The organism is Ensifer aridi, assembly GCF_002078505.1.
Lineage (GTDB): Bacteria > Pseudomonadota > Alphaproteobacteria > Rhizobiales > Rhizobiaceae > Sinorhizobium > Sinorhizobium aridi.
The window spans coordinates 90,062-112,861 of sequence record NZ_LUAV01000016.1 but is presented as its reverse complement, the minus strand read 5'-3'; the positions used below and the strand labels follow the sequence as shown (position 1 = coordinate 112,861).

Below are 22,800 nucleotides of genomic sequence, written 5' to 3'. Positions count from 1 at the left end.
TCATGTTTAATGGCGAGGGCGGGAAGCGCCCTCGTCCTGCTGCCGCGATCTTCTCCCGCAAACGGGACGAAAGCGACTCGCGGCGGACGGCCAATTCCCCTTACCGCCTGCGGGGAGAGGGTCAGGGCGAGGGGCGAGCATCCCCGCCGCGCAAGAAGATCAGCTCGAGAAAACTCTCCATCCAGGTCCGCAACGGATGGTCGTGAAGCATCCGGCCCTCCAGATGGGCTTTGCCCATCTGCGCGCCCGGAAGCACGAAGCGGTGGGCGCCGTGGACCACCCAGCGGTGCATCATCGCGCGCGTCAATTCACCATGGAACTGAATGCCCCAGGCGTTCTCGCCGTAGCGGAAGGCCTGGTTCGGATAGGTGTCGCCGGTTGCCAGCAGCTCGGCGCCCTTGGGCAGGTCGAAGCCCTCGCGGTGAAAATGATAAACCATGGCCGGCCAGTCCATCAGTGCCTTGCCGGCCTCCGTGGCCTTCAGCGGATACCAGCCGATTTCCGTCATGCCCTCGTGGTGGGGCGCGACCTTGCCGCCCAGATTGCGAGCGAGCATCTGCGCCCCGAGGCAGATGCCGAGATAGGGCTTGTTTTCGAGAAGCGGCACCGACAGCCAGTCGATCTCGCGGCGGACGAATTCCTCCTCGTCGTTCGCGCTCATAGGCCCGCCGAAGATGATCGTGCCGGAATGGCCTTCGAGCGTCGGCGGCAGCTCGTCGCCCAAGGCGGGGCGGCGGATATCGAGAGGAAAGCCCTTCTGCTGCAAAATGTGACCGACGCGGCCAGCACTCGACCGCTCCTGGTGGAGCACTATGAGGATGGGTCTTTTGGCGTCGCGGGCCTCTTGCGGCATCGTCAGCTTTCCTGTTGCGCCTCGCTCTCCTCCTCGAGATCGATCTTGGCCGCTGCCTCCTGCCGTTTCAAGAGCCGGTCGCGCCCGGAGACGCCGAGAAGATCGGCGATCCGCCAGATCGCATGGTCTTCCATCTCGCTGCGCTTGCCGTCGGCGTAGACGATCTCCCACAGCATGCCGACGAGCTCGACCCGTTGCTCCTCCGAAAGATGGCGTTTGATCTCGGAGGTGAACCGGTAGAAGTCGATCGCCTCGCTCTCGGCGGTCTCGCCGGCTGCAACGAGCGCGTTAAGGGCGGCGTCGTCGAGCTTGTAATGCGACTTGATGAGCTCGCGCATCTTGCGGCGCTCCGAGGCGCGAACCGCGCCATCCGCCTCCATGACCTGAAAACAGAGCCCGATCACCGCCACACGCGGATCGTCCTTGTCAATCCGCGCCGTCGAGCCCGTCAGCTCTTCGAGAAACACCTTAAACCGTTCAAACATGTCCCGTCGCCAGCCCAATCGAAATATCAACTCAGAACAGCCGGAAGCCGGCCTTGTCCTTTTCCGCGGATGCAGGGTCGCGCACACCCGGATCGTCCGGCGGCCGGCCGAAGAAGGGATCCGGCGGCTCCTCCGTCTGCTCCCTTCGTTCAGGAACCCGGATCGTCGCGTCGCGCGCGGCTTCGGCTTCCTTGGCGGGCGTCGGCTCCGGCGTCACCGGCGTTGTGTGCTGCGCGGGCGACGATATGGGCGACGTGGGCGACACGGGCGGCAGGCTACGGATCGCCTCCTCGGCGTTCAGATGACCGTCCTCCGCGGCCGAAAGCTGCGAGGGCGGCGCCTTCCATTCGAAGGCGTCAAGCCGGCCACTGACCGGCGAGACCGGTAGCCAGCCCGGCGAGGTGACGCCATCGGCGGTCCAGGCCGGATCGCGCGGACTCTTCAGCGCCTGCGCCATCCAGTAGCGGATGCGGCCCTCGTCGCCGGTATCGGCTTCCTCGACATCCGCGAGCAGCAGGAAGATGCTCTCGGTCGGCTCCAGCCGGGCGGCAGCCTCCGCCTTTGCTCGGGCGAGCGGGAGGTCGCGCGCCTCGAGTGCCGCTTCGGCGACCGTGGCCAGCGCCACGGCATTGTTGCTTCGCAGCGATTCGAGCTTCTTCGCGCGCTTCAACCGGTCGATGGCGGAATCGCCGCCGCGTGCCCGCACATAGATGCGGGCTATATCGGGATGCGGATCTAGCTTCCAAATCCGTTCGAGGATCGAGGCGCCCTTGCGCAGATTGTCCTCGCGAAACAGCGCCTTGGCGGCAACGAGTGCGGCCGGGATCAACCGGTCGTCGAGTTTGAGCGCCGCCAGCGCGTCATCGCGAGCCGATTTCGGATCACCGTCGAACCTCTCCATCGCGCGTGCGGTCAAGAGCACCGCCTTCTTACGATCCACCTCCTTTTTTTCGAGCACGTGGGCGGCACGGCTCTGGTCGAGAAGCCGGATCGCTTCGTCCCACTGACCGGCCTGACTGCGATGATCCAGCGTGGCCAAGGTCGCCCATGTGAGGTGCGGTGCCTTTTCGGCGGCGCGCTCGGCATATTGCCGGGCCGCCTCGTTGGCACCGAGCCGCCTGGCTTCGAGGTAGAGCCCACGCAAACCGAGCTCGCGTGTTTCGGGATCGTCCGCCATCAGCTCGAATTTCTTGCGCGCATCGTCGTACTTGCCTTCGATGAGGGCGGTCTGCGCCTCCAGGAGATGGATGAGCGGCTCCTGGTCGGCACTGATCAGGCTGCGCGAGCGCGCCGCCATCTTGCGAGCGATATTGGCATTGCCGGCACCGGCAGCGATCAGGCCGGTCGACAGCGCCTGGTAGCCGCGATCGCGCTTGCGGGCGCGAAAATAACGGGTCACGGTGTGGGGCGATAGCCAGATCGCACGGATCAGCCAGACGACGATCAGGACCGCGGCAAAGAGAGAAATCAGGATCGAGGCGGCGCGCATCAGGCTCATTTCGATGCGCTGGCCCTGCCAGATCAGAGACAATTCCCCGGGACGATCCGCAAGCCAGGCAAAGCCGAGGGCGAGGCCGAGGATAAGGAGGATGAAGAACAATATCCGGATCATTTCGTCTTCTTTCCCTGTCCCTAGCCCTGTGTGCCGGTTCGCGTCATGGTCTGGGCCACGGCCGCGTCGATGACGGTCTCGACGCCGAGCCTCCGGTCGAGCTTCTCCTTGAAATCCAGCCCGGCGGCTTTCGCCGGCGCGGGAAGGCCCGCCCATTCCAGCGATGCGCCCTTGAGATCGCCGTTGTTGAGCTTGTCCTCGATGCGCGCGATCACCGCCTCCGGCGTGTCTCCCTCGACGCTGCCGACAGGACGCACGCGAATGCCCGACATGGCGCTGGACATCAGGCGGGCGAAGATGCCCTCGTTGGGATCGGGCTGGTTGAGCGCATCGAGCATGGCATCCGCCGTCGCGGGAAAGGTCTCCCGCAGCTCTTTGCGCGTGGCGACGCCGGTTGCGGCGACTTCGGCGAGATCCTTCACCGCCGCGTCCTCCGGCGCAATGCTGCGCAGTGCGTCGAGTTCGGCGAGGAAAGGCCCGCCGCGGTCGATCGCCGTCTTGAGCGCGGTGACGGCGACAGCCCTCGCCATCTCGATATCGTTCACCGGCTCGGCGAGTTTCTGTTCCGCCTGGTCGATACGACCGGAGAGTTCCGCCCTTGCGGCATCCACCGACTGGCGTGCATCGGCAAGATCGGTTTTCAAGGCGGCGATTTCCTCGGTGAGTTTGGCGACCTGCGCTTCGAGTGCCGTTACCTCCGGAGCGCCAGCCGCAGAAGCGCCAGGCTCACGAGCCGCCTGTTCCAGGGCGGCGAGGCGGCTCTCCAGCGGTGCCACGTCCACCGCCGCCGGGGCCGGTCTTGACTGGAGCTCGGCCTTGATTGCCTCGATCTCGCTCGCGAGGCCTTGGTCGAGGTTCACCCGCTCCGGTCCCAGCGCCGGTATGTAGCCGGCATATTGCAGCACGCCGGCGCCGGCGAGCGCAACGAGACCGCCGAAGATACCGGCGGCAAGCGCACCGGCGCTCGTCGTCTGCCTTCTCTTCGGTTCCGGCACGGCATCGTTGCTCAGGTGCGGAGGCTCCTCGTCGAAGGCGGCAGCGGCCGCATCGGCCCGCGCCTCCTCGGCCTCCTCTTTCGCCTCTGCCTCTACAGCCTCACTCTCGCGCGGCTCAGCCTCGCCCGCCTCGGACATCTGGTGTGCCGAAATATCCGCCGGTTCATCCGTCACAGAATCCCGGTTGGCGATGGATTCCGTTTCTTCGGTCACGGTTCTTTCCGCCTCAAGGTCGATCGTCAGCGGTTCCTTCTCGGATTTCGAGCGGCGCGGCGGCTTTTCCGATACCATGGTGACCTCTTACCGTTTTGTTGCCCGCGGGCAGCATGTCCAGTCGGAGCAGGATGCCGGCGGTTCTCCTCATCCCTCTAAAGCCAAACCTAGTCAGGGAAATCGGGCGGGGAAAGTCCCTGCCTCCCCTTTTTAGAGGAATTGCCTCAGATGATCCTACTGCTCCGTGCGTCTTTTCAGATGCACAAAGGACGCTGTAGCCCTTTGAATTGCTGAATGTTTTTGTCCTTAAATCGGCAACGATGTGAGGAAACATGCAGTAGTCCCGCATCCGGTGCGGGCGCGAATCCGATGCCGACTTTGTTGATCCCGTCTCATAGGAGGCGGAAAAGGCTTTCTTCGTCAGGTGTCGCGGCCACCTCGACGGCAACGCTACTCGGGAGAGCCTCCCTGGCCGAAGGGCTCAGGCAAAGATAACGTGAGGCGAAAGCCGCGGCATCGAGGCCGCTTTCGTGGAGAACGGAGACGAAACGGCGCGCGGTCTCGCGCGAATAGATGAGCACCGCATCGAACGCTCCGGAGCCGACGAGATCGGCCAGCGTGTCCGGCCGATAGGTGACGGGCACCATCCGGTAGCATTCGACCGTGACATAGTCGATCTGACGGTCGCGCAGGCCTTGTTCGAGGCCGTCGACGCGCGGCGTGCCGGCGAGATAAATGAGCGTCTCGCCCGCGCGCATGCGCGCGGCGATCTTGTCCGCCAGCCCTTCGCCGGTTCCAGGTCCGGTGCGGATGTCGGTAAAGCCGAGATCGGCAGCGGCTCTCGCGGTCGCCTCGCCCACCGCGAAAAGGGGCGCCGTAAGATGCGGTTCGATTGCGGTGCCGAGCGCGCCGAGGACGCGGATCGCCTCTGCGCTAGTAACCGCGATGGCATCATGGCGTTCATTCAATGCAGCCCGAACGGCGCCCGTGAAATGCTCCGCTCGCATCAGGGGCAGCATGACCGCTGCGTGCCCCATCGCCTGGAGCTTCGCCGCCGTCCGTTCGGCGGCCGGCTGCGGGCGGGTGACGAGCACGCGCATCGGTTCAGATCCAGCTAGAGAAGAACCCCGGCCCGGCCTTGGCGCGGATCTCTTCGCCGGCCTTGCGGCCGAGCTCCGTCGCATCGGCTGCCTTGCCCTCGATGGCAATCCGATGGCAGGTCGTGCCGTCGGGCGTCAGGATCATCCCAGAGAAGCGGATATGCGTGCCGTCGGATCGGGCGTAGCCGGCGATCGGTGTGCGGCACGAGCCGTCGAGCGTCGCGAGGAAGCCGCGTTCGCAGAAAACGGCCTCATGGGTGCGCTGGTCGTCGATCGCGGCAAGGAGAGCGTTGACGCGCTGGTCACCGATGCGGCTCTCGATGCAGATCGCGCCCTGGGCCGGGGCCGGGGGGAATTCCTCCGGATCGAGGAGTTCGGTGGGCACGTCGGTCATTCCTAGGCGCCTAAGCCCGGCGAAGGCGAGAAGCGTGCCGTCGACCTGGCCTTCGGCGAGCTTGCGCAGTCGCGTCTCGACCTGGCCGCGATAGGTGATGACGTTGATGTCGGGTCGGAGCCTGCGGATCAGCGCCTGGCGACGCAGCGACGACGAACCGACGGTGGCGCCTTGCGGCAGGTCCACGAGCTTTGCGGCCGTGCGGCCGATGAATGCATCGCGGATGTCTTCGCGCGGCAGGAAGGCGGATAGGAAAAGTCCGTCGGGCAGCTTCGTCGGCATGTCCTTCGACGAATGCACCGCGAAATCGAGCTCGCCCGACAGGAGCTGCTGTTCCAGCTCCTCGGTGAAAAGGCCCTTGCCGCCGATTTCCGAGAGCGGCCGGTCGGTGATTCGGTCGCCCTTCGTCGAAAGAACGACGACCTCGAACATTTCCGGCGGCAGACCATGGGCGGCGGCGAGCCTGTCGCGCGTTTCATGAGTCTGGGCCAGCGCCAGCGGGCTGCCGCGCGTGCCGATGCGGAAAGGTTTTGTTTGCATCCTTTGCCATCCGTTGTTACTGCATGGTTCCTTAAATCGGCTGATTTAAGGATAAAACTATGCAGCACTTCAAAGCGTTACAGCGTCCTTTGTGCGTCTGAAACACGGGACGACGCTGTATGAGTTTCGTGTACCCACCTTTCACTGCGACCGCAATCATTGAGTATAGCACGTGACGTCCCCGCCCTTGTGCATCCTCGGCATCGAGACAAGCTGCGATGAAACCGCGGCTTCGGTCGTGCTGCGCGACGAGAAGGGGGGAGGCCGCATTCTCGGCGACGTCGTGCTCAGCCAATTGGAAGAGCATAGCGCCTATGGCGGCGTCGTGCCCGAGATCGCGGCGCGCGCCCATGTCGAGGCGCTCGACACGCTGATCGAAGAGGCGCTGCTGCGTGCCGGCGTGACTCTGAAGGACATCGACGCGATCGCTGCAACGAGTGGTCCCGGTCTGATCGGCGGCCTCATCGTCGGCCTGATGACCGGCAAGGCGATCGCTCGCGCCACTGGAAAGCCGCTCTACGCCGTCAACCATCTCGAGGGCCATGCGCTGACCGCGCGACTGACGGACGGGCTTTCCTTTCCCTATCTGATGCTGCTCGTCTCCGGCGGCCATACGCAACTGATCCTCGTCAGGGGCGTCGGCGACTACGAGCGCTGGGGCACGACGATCGACGATGCACTCGGCGAGGCCTTCGACAAGACGGCGAAGCTCCTCGGCCTTCCCTATCCGGGTGGCCCGGCGGTGGAGCGGGCGGCAAGCAGCGGAGATCCGGAACGCTTCGATTTTCCGCGGCCGCTCGTCGGCGACGCGCGGCTCGACTTCTCCTTCTCGGGCCTCAAGACCGCGGTGCGACAGGCGGCGCAATCGCTGGAGCCGGTGAGCGAACAGGACATCGCCGACATCTGCGCCTCCTTCCAGCGCGCCATCTCGCGCACGCTCAAGGATCGCGTCGGGCGCGGCTTGAAGCGGTTCAAGGCGGAGTTTGCCGCCGTCGACCATCCCGCTCTTGTCGTCGCCGGCGGCGTCGCCGCCAATCAGACGCTCAGGGCGACGCTGCAGGCGCTTTGTGACGAGCACGGCTTCCGCTTCGTCGCGCCGCCGCTTGAGCTCTGCACCGACAATGCGGCGATGATCGCCTGGGCGGGGGCGGAGCGCCTGGCGGCGGGCCTGCCGGCCGACGGCCTCGATGTGGCGCCACGCTCGCGCTGGCCGCTCGACGCGGAAGCCAAAGCATTGATCGGCTCCGGCAGACGCGGCGCCAAGGCATGATGGACAGAAGATGAGCGGCAATTCGAACAGCGTGCCAAAGATCGTCGTCGTCGGTGCGGGTGCCTTCGGGACCGCGCTTGCCGCCGTCGCGGCCGCAAAGGACAAAGCGAAGGTCACGCTGCTTGCGCGCCGGGCCGAAGTGGCAGAGGAATGCCGCCGGACGGGCCGTAACGAAGCGGTTCTGCCCGGCATTTCCCTCCCCCCCGGCCTTGCCTTTTCCCCCGATGCCGCAGTGCTCGCGGATGCCGACATCGTCCTCTTCGCCATGCCTTCGCAGGAGCAGAGAGCGGGGGCCCGCGGCTATGGCGCCCGGATCCGCAGCGATGCGACGATCGTCACCTGCGCCAAGGGTTTGGAACAGTCGACTGGCAGGCTGCTCACGGACGTGCTCGGCGAGGAATTGCCGGGTCATCCGACCGCCGTGCTCTCCGGCCCGGGCTTTGCCGCCGATATCGCGAGCGGGCTTCCGACGGCGATGGTGATCGCGGCGCCGGACGGCGATATGGCGGCGGCGCTTGCCGGCGCGCTCTCCGGACCGACCTTCCGCCTCTACCCGTCGACGGACCGCATCGGCGTGCAGCTTGGCGGTGCGCTCAAGAACGTGCTGGCGATTGCCTGCGGCATCGTCGAAGGCGCGGGGCTCGGCGATTCGGCCCGTGCCGCACTGATCTCCCGGGGGCTTGCGGAAATGTCGCGGTTCATCGTCGCCAAGGGCGGCGAGCCCGACACGGTGCGCGGTCTTTCGGGGCTCGGCGATCTCGTGTTGACGGCGACGAGCCACCAGTCGCGCAACCTGCGTTTCGGCATCGCGCTCGGCAAGAATGGTCGCGCCGGTGGCGAGCGGGGCGAGCTGGTCGAGGGTGCCTTTGCTGCCTCGGTCGCGGCGCGCGTGGCGCAGGATCTCGGCATCGAGATGCCGATCACGCAAGCCGTCGCCGCCATAATCGATGGCAAACTCGACGTCCGCACCGCTCTCGAACAGTTGATGTCGCGGCCGATTACCCAGGAATGATCGGCACCCAAGAACAATGCCTTCAGGAGGATCCATGCTCTTCGCACTCGTCTGCACGGACAAGCCCGGCGCGCTGCAATTGAGGCTCGACACGCGGCCCGATCACCTCGCCTATCTTAACGACCTCAACGCAAAGGGCATTCTGAAGATCGCCGGACCATTCCTCTGCGAGGACGGCAAGCCGACCGGGAGCCTGGTGATCGTCAAGGCTGAGACGCTCGAGGCGGCGAAGGCGATCGCCGCGGCCGATCCTTATGCAAAGGCAGGGCTCTTCTCGAATGTCGAGATCAAGGCCTACAACTGGGTCTTCAACAATCCGGAGGCTTGAGGGGCGATGGCTTACTGGCTCTACAAATCCGAACCGAACAAATGGTCCTGGCAGATGCAGAAGGATGCCGGTGAGAAGGGCACCGAATGGACCGGCGTGCGCAATTATCAGGCGCGCAACAACATGCGGGCGATGAAGATCGGCGACAAGGGCTTCTTCTACCACTCCAACGAGGGGCTGGAGATCGTCGGCATCACCGAGGTCTGCGCCCTTTCGCATCCGGATTCGACCGCTGAGGGCGATGCCCGTTGGGACTGCGTCGACATCCGCGCCGTCATGGACCTGCCGCGCCCGGTGTCGCTCAAGGAGATCAAGGAGAACCCGAAGCTCGCCAAGATGTCGCTCGTCACCTCCATGCGCCTTTCCGTGCAGCCGGTGACCGAAGACGAATGGATCGAAGTCTGCCGCATGGGCGGGCTCGACAATCCGCCCAAGTAATCTTGAAACCAAGTAATCTTGAAGACCGATCCCGAAAGCTTCATCCGCGCCAATACCGGCATTCTCGCGCCTCCGCATGTGCCGGAAGTTCGCCTGCATCTTGCGAGCGAAGCGCATGAACTGTGGCTGAAGACGGAGGAGGAACTGGAGGAGATCGGTCTGCCGCCGCCCTTCTGGGCCTTCGCCTGGGCGGGCGGTCAGGGGCTCGCCCGCTATGTTCTCGATCATCCGGAAACCGTGCGCGGCCGCCGCGTGGTCGACTTCGCCTCCGGCTCCGGCCTCGTCGCCATCGCGGCGAAGATCGCCGGCGCTGCCGAGGTTCTGGCCGTCGACATCGACCCGTGGGCGGAGACGGCGGTGCGGCTGAATGCGAAGCTGAACGGGGTGGCGGTTGCCTTCGCCGGCGCGGATATCATCGGCGAGGAAAGAACAGCCGACGTCTATCTTGCCGGCGACGTCTTCTACGACAAGGGCTTTGCTGATCTGCTGATCCCGTGGTTCGATGCGCTCGAACGCGCCGGCGCCATCGTCCTCGTCGGCGATCCGGGGCGCGCCTATTGCCCGCGCGAGCGGATGACGGCGCTTGCGACTTATGAGGTGCCCGTGACACGCGCGCTCGAAGACAGCGAAGTGAAGCGCACGACGGTCTGGCGGTTCGGAGCCGCCAAGGGCGGGCGCAAGTGACGGCCGCCCGCTCGGGCCTCTATGGATAAGACCCTATGGCCGCACGACGCAGACGCCGTGCTCCCAGGGGCAGGCGCTGGCGTTGGTCTGTGGCGAGACGATGATGATCTTGGCGCGCTTCGAGGGCGGGGCGATGCCAACGAAATCCTCCGCGGCATAACGGTAGCCGCCGTCGCGGCTGAAATAGATGCCGTTGCCCTCCTCCCGGAAGGCCGAAAGGCCGCCGGCATAGGTGCCGATATCCGGTATCGGGGTGGGGAAGTCGTAGCTTCCATAGCTGCCATAGTCGGCGGAGCCGTATCCGCCGCCGTTGATGATGATCACCGCGCCATGCTTCCACTTGCGTCGAGCGTACTGCGGCCAGCGGTGCTTCAGTCGCACATGCCGGGTTCGCGTTTGAACTTCGGGGAGGCCTTGCGAAGAGAATGCCGGGAAATCGTCGAAGCCGGACATCACCGAGCGGTGCCGTCTACGGCCGGCAAAAAAGCGATGGCCGCCGTGCCATCTGCGCCAGGCGTGATGCGGCAGCCTGTGCTTGAGCCGGATGTGGCGGGTACGGGTCTCTACATTGCCAAAGCCGCTGTTATCGTCGGCCCGCACCGGCACGCTTACAGGCATCGCAAGGGCGAAGGCCAGAACTAAAACTTTGGTTGCATGGACTGCCCGCAACAGATTCATTCTGTCTTGCCCTCCGGATCATGCTTAATAAATCCTTAAGGCGCATCCTGTGGCAATCGCGGGCAAATGTCACGGATTTGCTTATGTTTTTCGCGCATATCGTTAACGGATGGCACGTCTCTGTCAGGCCGGAAAATGCCGCTTTTCGTCTAATCGATTTTATTTATTTTGCACTGCAAACACACTTGTCGTTAAGCATTCTGGTGATTAAAGGTCCGAATGACTGAATTGCGCACAATCGGGTGCTATACCGGACAAGATTAGTCCAGTTTTGGACGCCAAATCCGGTGATTCCGTGAGGTTCCGATGACGAATGTCACAAGAAGCCGGCCGCTCTCGCCGCATCTTCAAATCTACAAGCCGATCCCAACAATGGTCATGTCGATCATGCATCGCATCACCGGCGGCGCACTCTACTTCGGCACGATCCTGGTCGCCTGGTGGTTGATCGCCGCCGCCTCGGGTGCTGCCTATTACGACTGGGTGAGCTGGCTGTTCGGCACACTGATCGGCAAGGTCGTCCTCTTCGGCTACACCTGGGTGCTGATCCATCACATGCTCGGCGGCATCCGTCACCTCATCTGGGATCTCGGCTACGGCTACGAGAAGCATTTCGCGACGAGGATGGCCAAGGCGACGATCATCGGGTCGGCGACGCTGACGCTCGTCATCTGGATCGTCGGTTATCTCGTTCGCTAAGGGGACGTTGAACATGGATATGCGCACACCCCTCGGCAAGGTCCGCGGCCTCGGTTCGGCCAAGGAGGGCACGGATCACTTCTGGCGTCAGCGGCTGACGGCGGTCGCCAATCTTCCGCTACTGATCTTCTTCGTCTTCTTCGTGGCCCGCTATGCCGGCGCACCGCATGCGGAGGTCGTCGCGGCGCTCTCGAACCCGTTCGTGGCCGTGATCATGGCCTTCGTGGTGACTTCCGCTCTCGTCCACATGCGGATCGGCATGCAGGTCATCATCGAGGACTACGTTCACGCGGAGGGGGCGAAGATCGCGCTTCTCATGCTGAACACATTTTTTGCGATCGCGATCGGCGGGCTCTGTCTCTTCGCCATCCTCAAGATCGCTTTTGCAGGGTAATTCGTCATGGCATCGATCAGTTCACCCGCTGCGAACGGCAAGGCCTATCAGTATGTCGATCACGCCTTCGACGTCGTCGTCGTCGGCGCCGGAGGCGCGGGGCTGCGCGCGACCCTCGGCATGGCCGAACAGGGCCTGAAGACCGCCTGCGTCACCAAGGTCTTCCCGACGCGCTCGCACACGGTCGCCGCCCAGGGCGGCATCGCCGCCTCGCTGCAGAACATGACGCCGGACTGCTGGCAGTGGCACCTCTACGATACGGTCAAGGGTTCCGATTGGCTCGGCGATGTCGACGCCATGCAGTATCTCGCCATGGAAGCGCCGAAGGCGGTCTATGAGCTCGAGCACTATGGCGTGCCCTTCTCGCGCAACGAGGAAGGGAAGATCTACCAGCGCCCCTTCGGCGGCCACATGCAAAACTACGGTGAAGGTCCGCCGGTGCAGCGCACCTGCGCGGCGGCCGACCGCACCGGCCATGCGATCCTGCACACGCTCTACGGCCAGTCGCTCCGGAACAACGCCGAGTTCTTCATCGAATATTTCGCCGTCGACCTGATCATGTCGGATGACGGGCGCTGCACCGGCGTCGTCGCCTGGAACCTCGATGACGGCACGATCCACCGCTTCGCCGCGAAGATGGTGGTGCTCGCGACCGGGGGCTACGGCCGCGCCTATTTCTCGGCGACTTCGGCGCACACCTGCACCGGCGACGGCGGCGGTATGATCGCGCGCGCCGGCCTGCCGCTGCAGGACATGGAATTCGTGCAGTTCCACCCGACGGGCATCTACGGCGCCGGCTGTCTCATCACCGAGGGCGCACGCGGCGAGGGCGGTTATCTCGTCAACTCGGAAGGCGAGCGCTTCATGGAGCGCTATGCGCCTTCCGCGAAGGACCTCGCCTCGCGCGACGTCGTTTCCCGCTGCATGACGATGGAGATCCGCGAGGGCCGCGGCGTCGGCAAGAACAAGGACCACATCTTCCTGCACCTCGATCATCTCGATCCGAAGGTGCTGCACGAGCGCCTGCCGGGCATCTCGGAATCGGCGAAGATCTTCGCCGGCGTCGACGTCACCCGCGAGCCGATCCCGGTGCTGCCGACCGTTCACTACAATATGGGCGGCGTGCCGACCAACTATTGGGGCGAGGTGCTGAATGCCGACAGCCAGAATCCCGAGCGGCTCGCGCCCGGCCTGATGGCCGTCGGCGAAGCCGGCTGCGCCTCGGTGCATGGCGCCAATCGCCTCGGCTCCAACTCGCTGATCGATCTCGTCGTCTTCGGCCGCGCCGCGGCGATCCGCGCCGGCCAGATCATCGACCGCAACGAGTCGGTGCCGGAGGTCAACACGGCCGCCTGCGACCGGATCATGGAGCGCTTCGACCGGCTGCGGTTTGCCAATGGCGGTACGCCGACGGCGGTGCTACGCGACAAGATGCAGCGCGCCATGCAGGAAGACGCGGCCGTGTTCCGCACCCAGGAATCGCTCGAATCCGGTTGCCGGCGCCTCTCCGCGATCTGGAAGGAACTGCCGGACGTCAAGGTCACCGACCGCTCGATGATCTGGAACTCCGACCTCGTCGAGACGCTGGAACTCGAAAACCTGATGGCGAACGCGATCACCACCGTCTACGGCGCCGAAGCGCGCAAGGAAAGCCGCGGGGCGCATGCGCGCGAGGATTACAAGGACGGCCCGCTCGGCGGCCGCGACGACTTGAACTGGCGCAAGCACACGCTGGCCTGGGTCAACGAGGCGGGCGAAGTCCGGCTCGACTATCGTCCGGTCCACACCGAGCTCATCGCAGACGGCATCGATCCGAAGAAGATCGAGCCGAAGGCGCGCGTCTACTGATCTCGAGGATTAAGGCACATGGTTGAACTCGCACTTCCCAAGAACTCGCAGATCAACGAAGGCAAGGTCTGGCCGAAGCCGGCGGGCGCGACCAATCTGCGCGAATACCGCGTCTACCGCTGGAATCCAGATGACGGCAAGAACCCGCGGATCGACACTTACTATATCGATATCGACGATTGCGGGCCGATGGTTCTCGATGGCCTGCTCTACATCAAGAACAAGATCGATCCGACGCTGACGCTTCGTCGCTCCTGTCGCGAGGGCATCTGCGGCTCCTGCGCAATGAACATCGACGGCACCAATACGCTCGCCTGCACCAAGGGCATGGACGAGATCAAGGGCTCGGTAAAGATCTACCCGCTGCCGCATATGCCGGTGGTCAAGGATCTGGTGCCGGATCTCACCAATTTCTACGCCCAGCACCGTTCGATCGAGCCTTGGCTGAAGACGGTCTCTCCGACGCCAGCCAAGGAATGGCGCCAGAGCCACGAGGATCGCCAGAAGCTCGACGGTCTCTACGAGTGCATCCTCTGCGCTTGCTGCTCGACTTCCTGTCCGAGCTACTGGTGGAACGGCGACCGTTATCTCGGTCCCGCCGTTCTGCTACAGGCCTATCGCTGGCTGATCGACTCCAGAGACGAGGCGACCGGCGAGCGGCTCGACAATCTCGAGGACCCGTTCCGGCTTTACCGCTGCCACACGATCATGAACTGCGCCCAGGCCTGTCCGAAAGGCCTGAACCCCGCCAAGGCCATCGGCGAAATCAAGAAGATGCTGGTCGAGCGGCGATTCTAACGGTTGCACTTTTCGCAAATTGTCTGACGGCGGGCTGCGGCCCGCCGTTCGTTTTCACGGCTGTCACACCGACGTGTCGGTAAGTGATTTGAAAGCTGTGGCGAGGCGCATAGGTAATAGTCCGAGGATGGAGGTTGCCGATGCTTCGCCTGCTGTTCGGAGTTCTCGCCAGTTGCTTTCTGCTGCTGCCGGTGCGGGCGGCCGAGCCGCAATATGCGATCTTCGCCGGCGGCTGCTTCTGGTGCGTCGAAAGCGACTTCGACGACGTGCCCGGGGTCCTCGAAACGATCTCCGGCTATGCGGGCGGCCGGAATGAGAACCCCACCTATGAGGATTATGCGAAGGGCGGGCACCGCGAAGTGGTGCGGATCAAGTTCGATCCCGACAGGGTTTCCTATGCCGAGCTCGTCGGCGTTCTCTTCCACACGACCGACCCGACCGATGCCGGCGGCCAGTTCTGCGATCGCGGCTTCGCCTATACGACGGCGATCTATGCGCTGACCGACGGTCAGGCCATGGACGCAAAGGCCGAGAAGATCAAGGCCGAGGCGGAGCTCGGCAAGCCCATCGTCACGCCTGTCGAGGGGCCGGCCAAATTCTGGCCGGCGGAAGGCTATCATCAGGATTTCGCAGCCAGAAACCCGATCCGCTACTGGTACTACCGCAACGGCTGCGGCAGAAACCGGGCGGTCGAGACGCTCTGGGGCGATCGCGCCTACGCCGGGGTCAGTCACTGATCGCCCAAGTCGATCCGACCGGAAATAATGTTCAACGCGCCGCCCAGTTCGCGCCGCGGCGGAAGATCGTGCGCATTTCCGGAACTTCGAACTCCTTCGCCACATGGCCGAGCGAGGAATAGAAAACCCGGCCCTTGCCGTACTTGCGCTTCCAGACGACCGGCATCACCACGCCTTCGATCCACCAGGCATGTTCGCCCGAGAAGGTGGTCGTCGCCAACACCTCGTTCGACGGGTCGACATGCATGTAATATTGCTCCGAGGTGTAGGGAAAATCGGAGATGCCTTCCATCAGCGGGTCGTCGGGCCGCGTGATATTCACGCGATAGTCGATGATGTTGCCGGGATGGGCCACCCATTGCCCGCCGATGATGAACTGGTATTCGACGCTCTCGCGGAAAGCATCGCCCGCGCCGCCATGATAGCCGGCGATACCGACACCGCCCTCGACAGCGGCGGCCAGGTTCTTCACCTCCTCCTTCTCGATCTTCGACATGGTCATGATCGGCACGACCAGCGAAAGGTCGTGGATTGCGGGATCGGCGAAGGCTTCGGTCGTGTGCTCCAGATAGACCTTGAAGCCGTCCTCCTCCAACATGTCGCGAATGATATGGGCGCATTCCTGCGGCTCGTGCCCGCTCCAGCCGCCCCAGACGATCAGTGCCTCGCGCATGTCGAACTCCTCCTCGATTCCATTTTTCCTGACGCGGGATCCGGGCGGAAAACCGCGTACACTTTTCCATGATCCCGCGTTAGCGGCCGATGCGGCCGTCAACGAGCGACTCCGACAGGGGCGCCGGACGCTCGGTCTTCGTGGTGATACTGATGGTGGTGCCGGTTTCCGCCGCCCTGTCAAAGGCTTCCATGACCTCGAGCACGTGCAGCGCCAGATCTCCGCTCGCCCGGTGCGGCCGCCCCGAGCGAATGGCATGCGCCATGTCGGCGACGCCCAGTGAGCGGTAGTTGCCGTCCGCATAGGGTGCGGCTGTGACAGCCGGCTCGAAGGTGCCGCCTTTCTTCAGAAGTTCGATCTGACCACCGAAATGATTCGGATCCGGTACGATCAGAGTGCCCTCCGTTCCGTAGAGCTCGAGAGGCACATGCTTGTGGCCTGCGACGTCGAAACTCATCGCGATCTGCACCACGGCCCCGTTCTCGAAGGCCATCACGCCGGCGACGTGGGTCGGTACGCGAACGGGAATGCGCTCGCCGTTGCGCGCTTCGCTGGTGATCGTTCGCTCCTTCCGTGCCGCCGTGGAAAAACCGGCGACCTTGGCGACGGGTCCGAAGAGGTTGACGAGATCGGTGATGTAGTAAGGGCCCATGTCGAGCATCGGTCCGCCGCCCACGTCGTAGTAGAAGTCCGGATTTGGATGCCAGCGCTCGTGGCCCGGGCACATGAAGGTGCCGGTGCCGCCGATGGGCGTGCCGAGCACGCCCGAATCGACGATCGCCCGCGCCGTCTGATGCGAGCCGCCGAGGAAGGTGTCGGGGGCGGCGCCGATACGCAGGCCCTTTTCCCGCGCCAGCGCCACGAGCTTGCGCCCATCCGCGAAGTCGGTGGCGAGCGGTTTTTCGGAATAGGTGTGCTTGCCGGCGTCGAGTGCCTGCATGGCCACCAAAACGTGCGCCTTCGGCACGGTCAGGTTGACGATGAGTTCGATCGAAGGATCGGCGAGGAGATCCGCGACGTCCCGGGCCTCGACATTGAACTCCGCGGCGCGCTGTTCGGCGAGGCCGCGGTTCAGATCGGCAATGCCGCGGATGTCGAGGATCGGAAAGGATGCCATCGCCTTCAGATAGGCCGGCGAAATGTTGCCGCAGCCGATGATGCCGATACCGAGTTTTTCCATCAGTCTCCTCCCGAATGGAAATTTGCAGAAGATCGGCTCAGCGCTTCAGAGCGCCGGCGCCGGACCGGTCGTCCCCCAGGGAGACTCGTAGAGTTCGCAAAGCGCCACGACGGCCGCTCCTTGCGCCCAGGTCTCGTCGGCGGATTCTTCAAAGACAAGCTCCGCGACGGTGCGGATAGAGGGCGGAATCGCGCTCTGATAGGCCTGGCGTATGCTCTCGACGAAGACGGCGCCGAGCGACAGGCTCGAACCGACGATGACGACGCGAGGCGGGCCGAACAGCGTGACGATATTGGCGACCGCAAGGCCGATTGCTTCTCCTGCCCGGGAGGCGGCCGCGATCAGCGCATTGTCCTCCGCCGCGATCAGCGTCTGCGCATGCGCCATGCCGCGCCCGAGGCGCACAGCCTCGGCGAACCGCCCGTCCATCGGATGTTCGCCGAGAATCGCGCTCTCCCCGGCAAGGGTCGAGAGCCGGACGGTTTGGCTCTGGCCGACGCCCAGCACGAGGTCGCCAAGATTGTGGCTCAAGCCGCCGGCGCCGCGGAAAAGCTGGCCACCGTGCAGCACGCCGAGGCCCAGCGTCTGCTCCAGCGACACGAGCACCATGTCGTCGAGATCGCGGGCGCGGCCGAACCAGTGATGGGCAAGCGTGATCGCATGCGCGTCGCTCTCGACGATGGTGGCGACGTTGAGCCGGCTCGTCATTTCGCTCGCGAAGTCGACGCCGATTTCCCGGAAAATCGGGCTGGAGCGGACATGGCCGGTGCGGTGCTCGACCACGCCGGGAAGGCCGATGCAGATCGAATCGATCTCGTCGAGCGACAGGTCGGCGTCGACCACGCAACGGCGCACGCCGTCCTCGATCAGGTCGGCGATGACGGCGATGGGCTGGCGGTCGACCCGAATAGGCAAGGTGAGCTCGGAGAGAACCTCGCCGCGGAAGTTGGTGACGACGAAGACCATCCGATTGGCAGCGATCTTGGCGCCGACGACGCGGGCGGCGTCAGGGTTGAGCTCCAGCATGACGCGCGGCCTTCCCCTAGCGGCGGCGTTGCGGATGTCGCCCTCGTGCCGCGTCAGAATAAGGCCGTCGTCAAGCAGCGACGCCGTGATGGCGGAGACCGTCGTAGTCGACAGTTCGGAGCGTTCGCTGATCTCGACCCGGGAGATGGGGCCGTGCCGACGGATCGTATCGAGCACGTTGAAGCGGTTTATCGCGCGCATCAATTCGGGATCGGCGGTCTTCATGGTGGGGAGGATGCTCGCGTGTTTATGGCTGACTGGATCTGATTATTTGGCCGGAATACGAATTAAATAACGGGCAATTCGCGCGCTCTGTCAAGCGGAATGCCGGAAAAAATGCGGCGCCTGTTGACATTTGCTGGCATCTCATCTGAATTAATCCGTGTTGGGGAAAAATTGGTGAGGACGTTTTGCCCCTGGGAGGAGATAGATGATGATGCTTGAACGCGGGTTGGCGCCCCTTCGCGCCGCCAGACTGTCCGCGCTTGCCGCCGCAGGCGGCATGGCGCTTCTCTTCGGCACGAGCCAGGCATTCGCCGACACGGTGGTCAAATGGCTCCACCTCGAGACGGTGCCTGCCCATTTGAAGATGTGGGAGGACATCGCCGCAAAGTATGAATCCGAACATCCGGGCGTCGATATTCAGCTCCAATTCCTGGAAAACGAGGCCTTCAAAGCGAAACTGCCGACCCTTCTACAATCCGATGACGCTCCGCATTTCTTCTATAGCTGGGGCGGCGGCGTGCTGAAGCAGCAATCCGAGACCGGCGCGCTGATGGACCTGACGGAGGCGATGCGTGCCGACGGCGCAGCCTGGGAGAAGAGCTACAATCCCGCCGCGGTCAAAGGTCTCACCTTCAACGACCGAATTTATGCGGTTCCCTTCAAAATGGGAACGATCAGCTTCTTCTACAACAAGGCGCTCTTTCAGAAGGCCGGCGTCAAGGCCGAGGACATCAAGACCTGGGACGATTTCCTCAAGGCGGTGAAGACGCTGAAGGACGCCGGAATCGCGCCGATCGCCGGCGGTGGCGGCGACAAGTGGCCGCTGCATTTCTACTGGAGCTATCTCGTCATGCGCAATGGCGGTCAGCAGGTCTTCGAGGATGCCAAAAACAACGAGGGCGAGGGCTTCCTGCACCCGGCGATCATCAAGGCCGGCGAGCAGCTCGCTGAGCTCGGCACGCTCGAACCGTTCCAGGGCGGCTATCTCGGCGCGACTTGGCCGCAGACGCTTGGCCTCTTCGGCGACGGCAAGGCGGCGATGATCCTGAGCTTCGAGCATACGGAGGCCACCCAGCGCGCCAATTCCGGCGACGGCAAGGGTCTTGCACCGGAGAACATCGGCCGCTTTCCTTTCCCGGTCGTCGAGGGAGGAGCGGGCAACGCCACCGATACGCTGGGAGGCCTCAACGGCTGGGCGGTGACGAAGAACGCTCCGCCGGAAGCCCTCGATTTCGTGCGCTATCTGACGAATGCCGAAAACGAACGGCTGATGGCAAGCATCGGCATGCTTCTTCCGGTGGCGGTCGGTGCAGAGGACGGCGTCACCAATCCGCTGCTGCGAGCGGCGGCCGACCAGCTTGCAGCCTCGACCTGGCACCAGAACTATTTTGATCAGGATCTCGGCCCTTCAGTCGGCCGCGTCGTGAACGACGCTGCCGTCGAGATCGTTTCCGGTCAGATGTCCGCCGAAGAGGGAGCCCGGATGATCCAGGACGCACGCGAACTCGAATGAGCGCGAGAACAGGGGCGACGGGAAATCCGTCGCCCCTGTTCTCGACCATTCGGAACGTACTCAGCGAGGATATGATGACCGACATGACTGCGACGATGACCGCGGTGCCGGCCACGGCGAGCGGCAAGAAAGTGCGCTACAAGAGCCCGACCGTCCGCGGGCGGCTGCCGGTGCTCATCCTTTTCCTGCCGCCGGCCCTGCTGCTCTTCACGGTCTTCGTCATCCTGCCGATGGGAGAGGCGGCGTGGTACAGCCTCTATCGCTGGAACGGCTATGGCACGCCGCAGCAATTCGTGGGCTTGCGCAATTTCGAGGTGCTGTTCAACAACGCCGCCTTCTCGCAGGCGCTGATCAATAACGGCATCATCATTCTCGTCTCGGTGCTTCTGCAGATTCCGCTGGCGCTCTGGCTTGCGATGATGCTCGCGCACCGGATCGCCGGCGTCGTCGCCTTCCGGCTGATCTTCTTTCTGCCCTATGTTCTGGCGGACGTTGCGGCAGGTCTCATCTGGCGTTTCGTCTATGACGGCGACTACGGACTCGTCGCCGCGGTCGCCGGCTTCTTCGGCGTTGCAACGCCCTATGTGCTCGCCGATCGCGGCCTTGCCATATATGCGGTGCTCGCGGTCATCATCTGGAAGTATTTCGGCTTCCACATGATGCTGTTCATCGCCGGCCTGCAGGCGGTGGACAGGAGCGTGCTCGAAGCCGCCGAGATCGACGGCGCGACCGGCTGGCAAAAATTCCGCTATGTGACGCTGCCGCTGCTCGGCTCGACCGTCAGGTTGTCGATTTTCTTCGCCGTCATCGGCTCGCTGCAGCTCTTCGACCTCGTCATGCCGCTCACCGGCGGCGGGCCGTCGAACTCGACGCAGACGATGGTGACCTTCCTCTACACCTACGGTGTCACCCGCATGCAGGTGGGGCTCGGAAGCGCGGTCGGCGTCGTTCTCTTCGTCATCTGCGTCACGCTCGCCTTCGGCTACAAACGGATCTTCATGCGCCATGACTGACACGACCTCTTCCGTTCGCATGATCACGGGCACCCGCCTTTACCTCTACGTGTCGCTGTCGCTGGTGGCGATGCTCGTTCTCTTACCCTTGGTGACGACCGCGCTCGGCGGCTTCAAGTCGCTCGGCGACCTGCGCGTCAACCCTTTCGGCCTGCCCTCCGAATGGCTGTGGTCGAACTATCTCGATATTCTTTTCGGTGACCGCTACTGGCGGCAGATGCTCAACTCGCTGTTCATCGCGACCGTCACGGTGGTGCTGACGGTCATCGTCTCGGCGATGGCCGCCTTCACCTTCGCCCATGTGAAATTCTTCGGCGCGAACCAGTTGCTGAACTACTTCCTGATCGGGCTCATGTTCCCCGCGGCAACCGCGATCCTGCCGCTTTTCATCCGCATCCGCGATCTCGGCCTGCTCGACACCTATTGGGGCGTCATCCTGCCTCAGGTCGCCTTCGGCCTCGGCATGAGCATCCTGCTCTTCCGCAACTATTTCCGGAACCTGCCGGAAGAACTCTTCCAGGCTGCTTTCGTCGACGGCTGCGGCTACATCCGTTTCTTCTGGCACATCTCCATGCCGCTTTCGCGCCCGATCGTCTCGACCGTCGGCATCATCACCTTCGTGCATAGCTGGAACAGCTACATCCTGCCGCTGATCATGCTGAACACGGAGGAGAAATATCCGTGGCCGCTCGGCATCATGGTCTACCGCGGGGAGTTCGGCACCGATTGGCAGCTCGTGCTCGCCTTCATCACGCTGACGATCCTGCCGACGGTCATCGTCTTCTTTCTCGCCCAGAAGCACATCATCGCGGGCCTCACGGCCGGCGCAGTGAAATCCTGAGCCCCTCGTTTCAAGGAGCAAGCATCATGGCATCGGTCGAACTCAGGGACATCCGCAAGAGCTACGGTGTGCTCGAGGTGATCCACGGCGTGTCGCTTTCGATCGGGGAGGGCGAGTTCATCGCCCTCGTCGGTCCCTCCGGCTGCGGCAAGTCCACACTCTTGCGCATGATCGCCGGACTGGAGGATATCACCGACGGCGAGGTGCTGATCGGCGGCAAGGTCGTCAATCCGCTGACGCCGCGCGAACGCAACATCGCGATGGTCTTCCAGTCCTACGCCCTCTATCCGCATATGACGGTGGCCGAGAATATGGGCTTCAACCTCAAGCTCTCCGGACTTCCCAAGTCGGAAATCGACAAACGGGTGGGCGAGGCGGCGCGCATGCTGGCGTTGACGGAGCTTCTCGACCGCAAGCCGAGCCAGCTTTCCGGCGGCCAGCGCCAGCGCGTCGCCATGGGCCGGGCGATCGTCCGCGATCCGGCCGTCTTCCTGTTCGACGAACCTTTGTCCAATCTCGATGCCAAGCTCCGGGTCCAGATGCGGACCGAGATCAAGGCCTTGCACCAGAAGGTCGCCACCACCTCGATTTACGTTACCCACGACCAGATCGAGGCGATGACGCTTGCTGACCGCATCGTCGTGCTGAACGGCGGCCGTGTCGAGCAGGTGGGCACGCCGCTGGAGCTCTACCGCACGCCCGCCAACCTCTTCGTCGCGGGCTTCATCGGTTCGCCGGCCATGAATGTGCTCGACGGGACGGTCGAGGCCGCAGACGGCGAGCCGGCGGTGCGCCTCCGGGACGGATCGGCGATCCGCATCGCGCCGGAACGCAAGGTGCGGCTCGGGCAGGCGGTTCGCATCGGGCTGCGGCCGGAACATTTCGTCGCCGGCGATAAGGGCAACGCTATTGTCGGCCGGACATTGCTCGTCGAGCCGACCGGCGCCCAGACGCATGTCCTCTTCGAATTCGCCGGGGAACAGATCACGGCCGTCGTCGACGGCGATCACCCGGCCCGGCACGGAACCCTGTTCAAGGCGGCGATGGACCGCAGCCAGGTCTACGTCTTCGACCGGCAGAGCGGCGCCGCGCTCTGAACGCCGCGGCAGGCCGCCGCAACGATGCCGGATGGCCTTCGCGCGAGGGCCCGCGAGCCCGTGTCGGGTTGGCATCTTCAATCGCATAACCGACGAGAGTGAAATGGCTCGCCTTGATTTGAAAGGTGGATTTGCTGTAATTCGGCCTTTATTA

The 22,800-nt window shown here is 63.9% G+C and carries 24 protein-coding genes; 14 read left to right on the top strand and 10 right to left on the bottom strand.

The window, feature by feature from the left end; genetic code table 11:
• Positions 1–121: 121 nt before the first annotated feature.
• From AYK65_RS15770 to hemC, 6 genes are all read right to left on the bottom strand, one after another.
• Positions 122–853 carry a glutamine amidotransferase gene (locus AYK65_RS15770; protein ID WP_081158943.1) on the bottom strand — a complete coding sequence of 244 codons (732 nt, stop codon included), beginning with the start codon at positions 851–853 and terminating at the stop codon, positions 122–124.
• Positions 854–855: 2 nt separating this feature from the next.
• On the bottom strand, positions 856–1,338 hold the full coding sequence (locus tag AYK65_RS15765; protein WP_026615487.1) for a tellurite resistance TerB family protein: 483 nt from the start codon (positions 1,336–1,338) through the stop codon (positions 856–858).
• A gap of 31 nt (positions 1,339–1,369) precedes the next feature.
• Positions 1,370–2,950: a heme biosynthesis protein HemY gene (locus tag AYK65_RS15760; protein WP_046120537.1), complete on the bottom strand. Its 1,581-nt coding sequence runs from the start codon at positions 2,948–2,950 to the stop codon at positions 1,370–1,372.
• Positions 2,951–2,970: 20 nt separating this feature from the next.
• Positions 2,971–4,236 carry a COG4223 family protein gene (locus AYK65_RS15755; protein ID WP_081158942.1) on the bottom strand — a complete coding sequence of 422 codons (1,266 nt, stop codon included), beginning with the start codon at positions 4,234–4,236 and terminating at the stop codon, positions 2,971–2,973.
• 314 nt (positions 4,237–4,550) lie between these two features.
• The gene (locus AYK65_RS15750) at positions 4,551–5,258 is read right to left on the bottom strand and encodes a uroporphyrinogen-III synthase (RefSeq protein WP_081158940.1); all 708 of its coding nucleotides are present in this window, start codon (positions 5,256–5,258) and stop codon (positions 4,551–4,553) included.
• Positions 5,259–5,262: 4 nt separating this feature from the next.
• Positions 5,263–6,192: a hydroxymethylbilane synthase gene (gene hemC, locus AYK65_RS15745; protein WP_046120534.1), complete on the bottom strand. Its 930-nt coding sequence runs from the start codon at positions 6,190–6,192 to the stop codon at positions 5,263–5,265.
• A 172-nt stretch (positions 6,193–6,364) separates the two neighbouring features.
• Here hemC and tsaD point away from each other — a divergent pair, with 172 nt between their 5' ends.
• Genes tsaD through AYK65_RS15720 form a run of 5 tightly spaced genes read left to right on the top strand, consistent with a single transcriptional unit; the run spans position 6,365 to position 9,924 of the window.
• Positions 6,365–7,462, top strand: a complete 1,098-nt coding sequence (gene tsaD, locus AYK65_RS15740) for a tRNA (adenosine(37)-N6)-threonylcarbamoyltransferase complex transferase subunit TsaD (protein WP_081158939.1) — start codon at positions 6,365–6,367, stop codon at positions 7,460–7,462.
• Between the two features lie 10 nt (positions 7,463–7,472).
• Positions 7,473–8,474: an NAD(P)H-dependent glycerol-3-phosphate dehydrogenase gene (locus AYK65_RS15735; protein ID WP_081158937.1), complete on the top strand. Its 1,002-nt coding sequence runs from the start codon at positions 7,473–7,475 to the stop codon at positions 8,472–8,474.
• 34 nt (positions 8,475–8,508) lie between these two features.
• Positions 8,509–8,802 (top strand): YciI-like protein, encoded by a 294-nt coding sequence (locus AYK65_RS15730; RefSeq protein WP_046120531.1) that lies wholly within the window; start codon positions 8,509–8,511, stop codon positions 8,800–8,802.
• A 6-nt stretch (positions 8,803–8,808) separates the two neighbouring features.
• Entirely contained in the window at positions 8,809–9,240 is a 432-nt protein-coding gene (locus tag AYK65_RS15725; protein WP_081158936.1) for an EVE domain-containing protein, read from the top strand.
• Between the two features lie 18 nt (positions 9,241–9,258).
• Positions 9,259–9,924, top strand: coding sequence for a class I SAM-dependent methyltransferase (locus AYK65_RS15720; protein ID WP_026615496.1), 666 nt, complete (start codon positions 9,259–9,261; stop codon positions 9,922–9,924).
• Between the two features lie 33 nt (positions 9,925–9,957).
• Here AYK65_RS15720 and AYK65_RS15715 read toward each other — a convergent pair whose 3' ends face one another.
• Positions 9,958–10,602 carry a hypothetical protein gene (locus AYK65_RS15715; RefSeq protein WP_081158934.1) on the bottom strand — a complete coding sequence of 215 codons (645 nt, stop codon included), beginning with the start codon at positions 10,600–10,602 and terminating at the stop codon, positions 9,958–9,960.
• Between the two features lie 306 nt (positions 10,603–10,908).
• Here AYK65_RS15715 and sdhC point away from each other — a divergent pair, with 306 nt between their 5' ends.
• The 5 genes from sdhC to msrA all read left to right on the top strand — a co-directional run bounded on the left by sdhC (position 10,909) and on the right by msrA (position 15,078).
• Positions 10,909–11,301, top strand: coding sequence for a succinate dehydrogenase, cytochrome b556 subunit (gene sdhC / locus AYK65_RS15710; RefSeq protein WP_046120528.1), 393 nt, complete (start codon positions 10,909–10,911; stop codon positions 11,299–11,301).
• Positions 11,302–11,314: 13 nt separating this feature from the next.
• Entirely contained in the window at positions 11,315–11,695 is a 381-nt protein-coding gene (sdhD, locus tag AYK65_RS15705; RefSeq protein ID WP_026615499.1) for a succinate dehydrogenase, hydrophobic membrane anchor protein, read from the top strand.
• Positions 11,696–11,701: 6 nt separating this feature from the next.
• Positions 11,702–13,543 carry a succinate dehydrogenase flavoprotein subunit gene (sdhA, locus tag AYK65_RS15700; protein ID WP_026615500.1) on the top strand — a complete coding sequence of 614 codons (1,842 nt, stop codon included), beginning with the start codon at positions 11,702–11,704 and terminating at the stop codon, positions 13,541–13,543.
• Between the two features lie 18 nt (positions 13,544–13,561).
• Entirely contained in the window at positions 13,562–14,341 is a 780-nt protein-coding gene (locus AYK65_RS15695; protein WP_026615501.1) for a succinate dehydrogenase iron-sulfur subunit, read from the top strand.
• A 140-nt stretch (positions 14,342–14,481) separates the two neighbouring features.
• Complete coding sequence (msrA, locus tag AYK65_RS15690) at positions 14,482–15,078, top strand: peptide-methionine (S)-S-oxide reductase MsrA (RefSeq protein WP_026615502.1); 597 nt, start codon at positions 14,482–14,484, stop codon at positions 15,076–15,078.
• 31 nt (positions 15,079–15,109) lie between these two features.
• Here the strand turns inward: msrA and AYK65_RS15685 are convergent, their stop codons facing one another.
• The 3 genes from AYK65_RS15685 to AYK65_RS15675 all read right to left on the bottom strand — a co-directional run bounded on the left by AYK65_RS15685 (position 15,110) and on the right by AYK65_RS15675 (position 18,182).
• Positions 15,110–15,751, bottom strand: a complete 642-nt coding sequence (locus AYK65_RS15685; protein WP_026615503.1) for a ThuA domain-containing protein — start codon at positions 15,749–15,751, stop codon at positions 15,110–15,112.
• A 79-nt stretch (positions 15,752–15,830) separates the two neighbouring features.
• A complete protein-coding gene (locus tag AYK65_RS15680; RefSeq protein ID WP_081158933.1) occupies positions 15,831–16,931 on the bottom strand; it encodes a Gfo/Idh/MocA family protein in 1,101 nt (366 codons plus the stop codon).
• A 45-nt stretch (positions 16,932–16,976) separates the two neighbouring features.
• Positions 16,977–18,182: an ROK family transcriptional regulator gene (locus AYK65_RS15675; protein ID WP_026615505.1), complete on the bottom strand. Its 1,206-nt coding sequence runs from the start codon at positions 18,180–18,182 to the stop codon at positions 16,977–16,979.
• A gap of 208 nt (positions 18,183–18,390) precedes the next feature.
• On the opposite strand from AYK65_RS15675, the gene AYK65_RS15670 reads away from it, so the two are divergent.
• The 4 genes from AYK65_RS15670 (at position 18,391) to AYK65_RS15655 (ending at position 22,646) form a co-directional block, all read left to right on the top strand.
• Positions 18,391–19,695: an ABC transporter substrate-binding protein gene (locus AYK65_RS15670; RefSeq protein WP_026615506.1), complete on the top strand. Its 1,305-nt coding sequence runs from the start codon at positions 18,391–18,393 to the stop codon at positions 19,693–19,695.
• 74 nt (positions 19,696–19,769) lie between these two features.
• Complete coding sequence (locus tag AYK65_RS15665) at positions 19,770–20,708, top strand: carbohydrate ABC transporter permease (protein WP_046120527.1); 939 nt, start codon at positions 19,770–19,772, stop codon at positions 20,706–20,708.
• On the top strand, positions 20,701–21,549 hold the full coding sequence (locus AYK65_RS15660; RefSeq protein WP_026615508.1) for a carbohydrate ABC transporter permease: 849 nt from the start codon (positions 20,701–20,703) through the stop codon (positions 21,547–21,549). The genes AYK65_RS15665 and AYK65_RS15660 overlap by 8 nt, the downstream gene beginning before the upstream one ends.
• Positions 21,550–21,575: 26 nt before the next feature.
• Positions 21,576–22,646 carry an ABC transporter ATP-binding protein gene (locus AYK65_RS15655; RefSeq protein WP_026615509.1) on the top strand — a complete coding sequence of 357 codons (1,071 nt, stop codon included), beginning with the start codon at positions 21,576–21,578 and terminating at the stop codon, positions 22,644–22,646.
• Positions 22,647–22,800 lie beyond the last annotated feature (154 nt).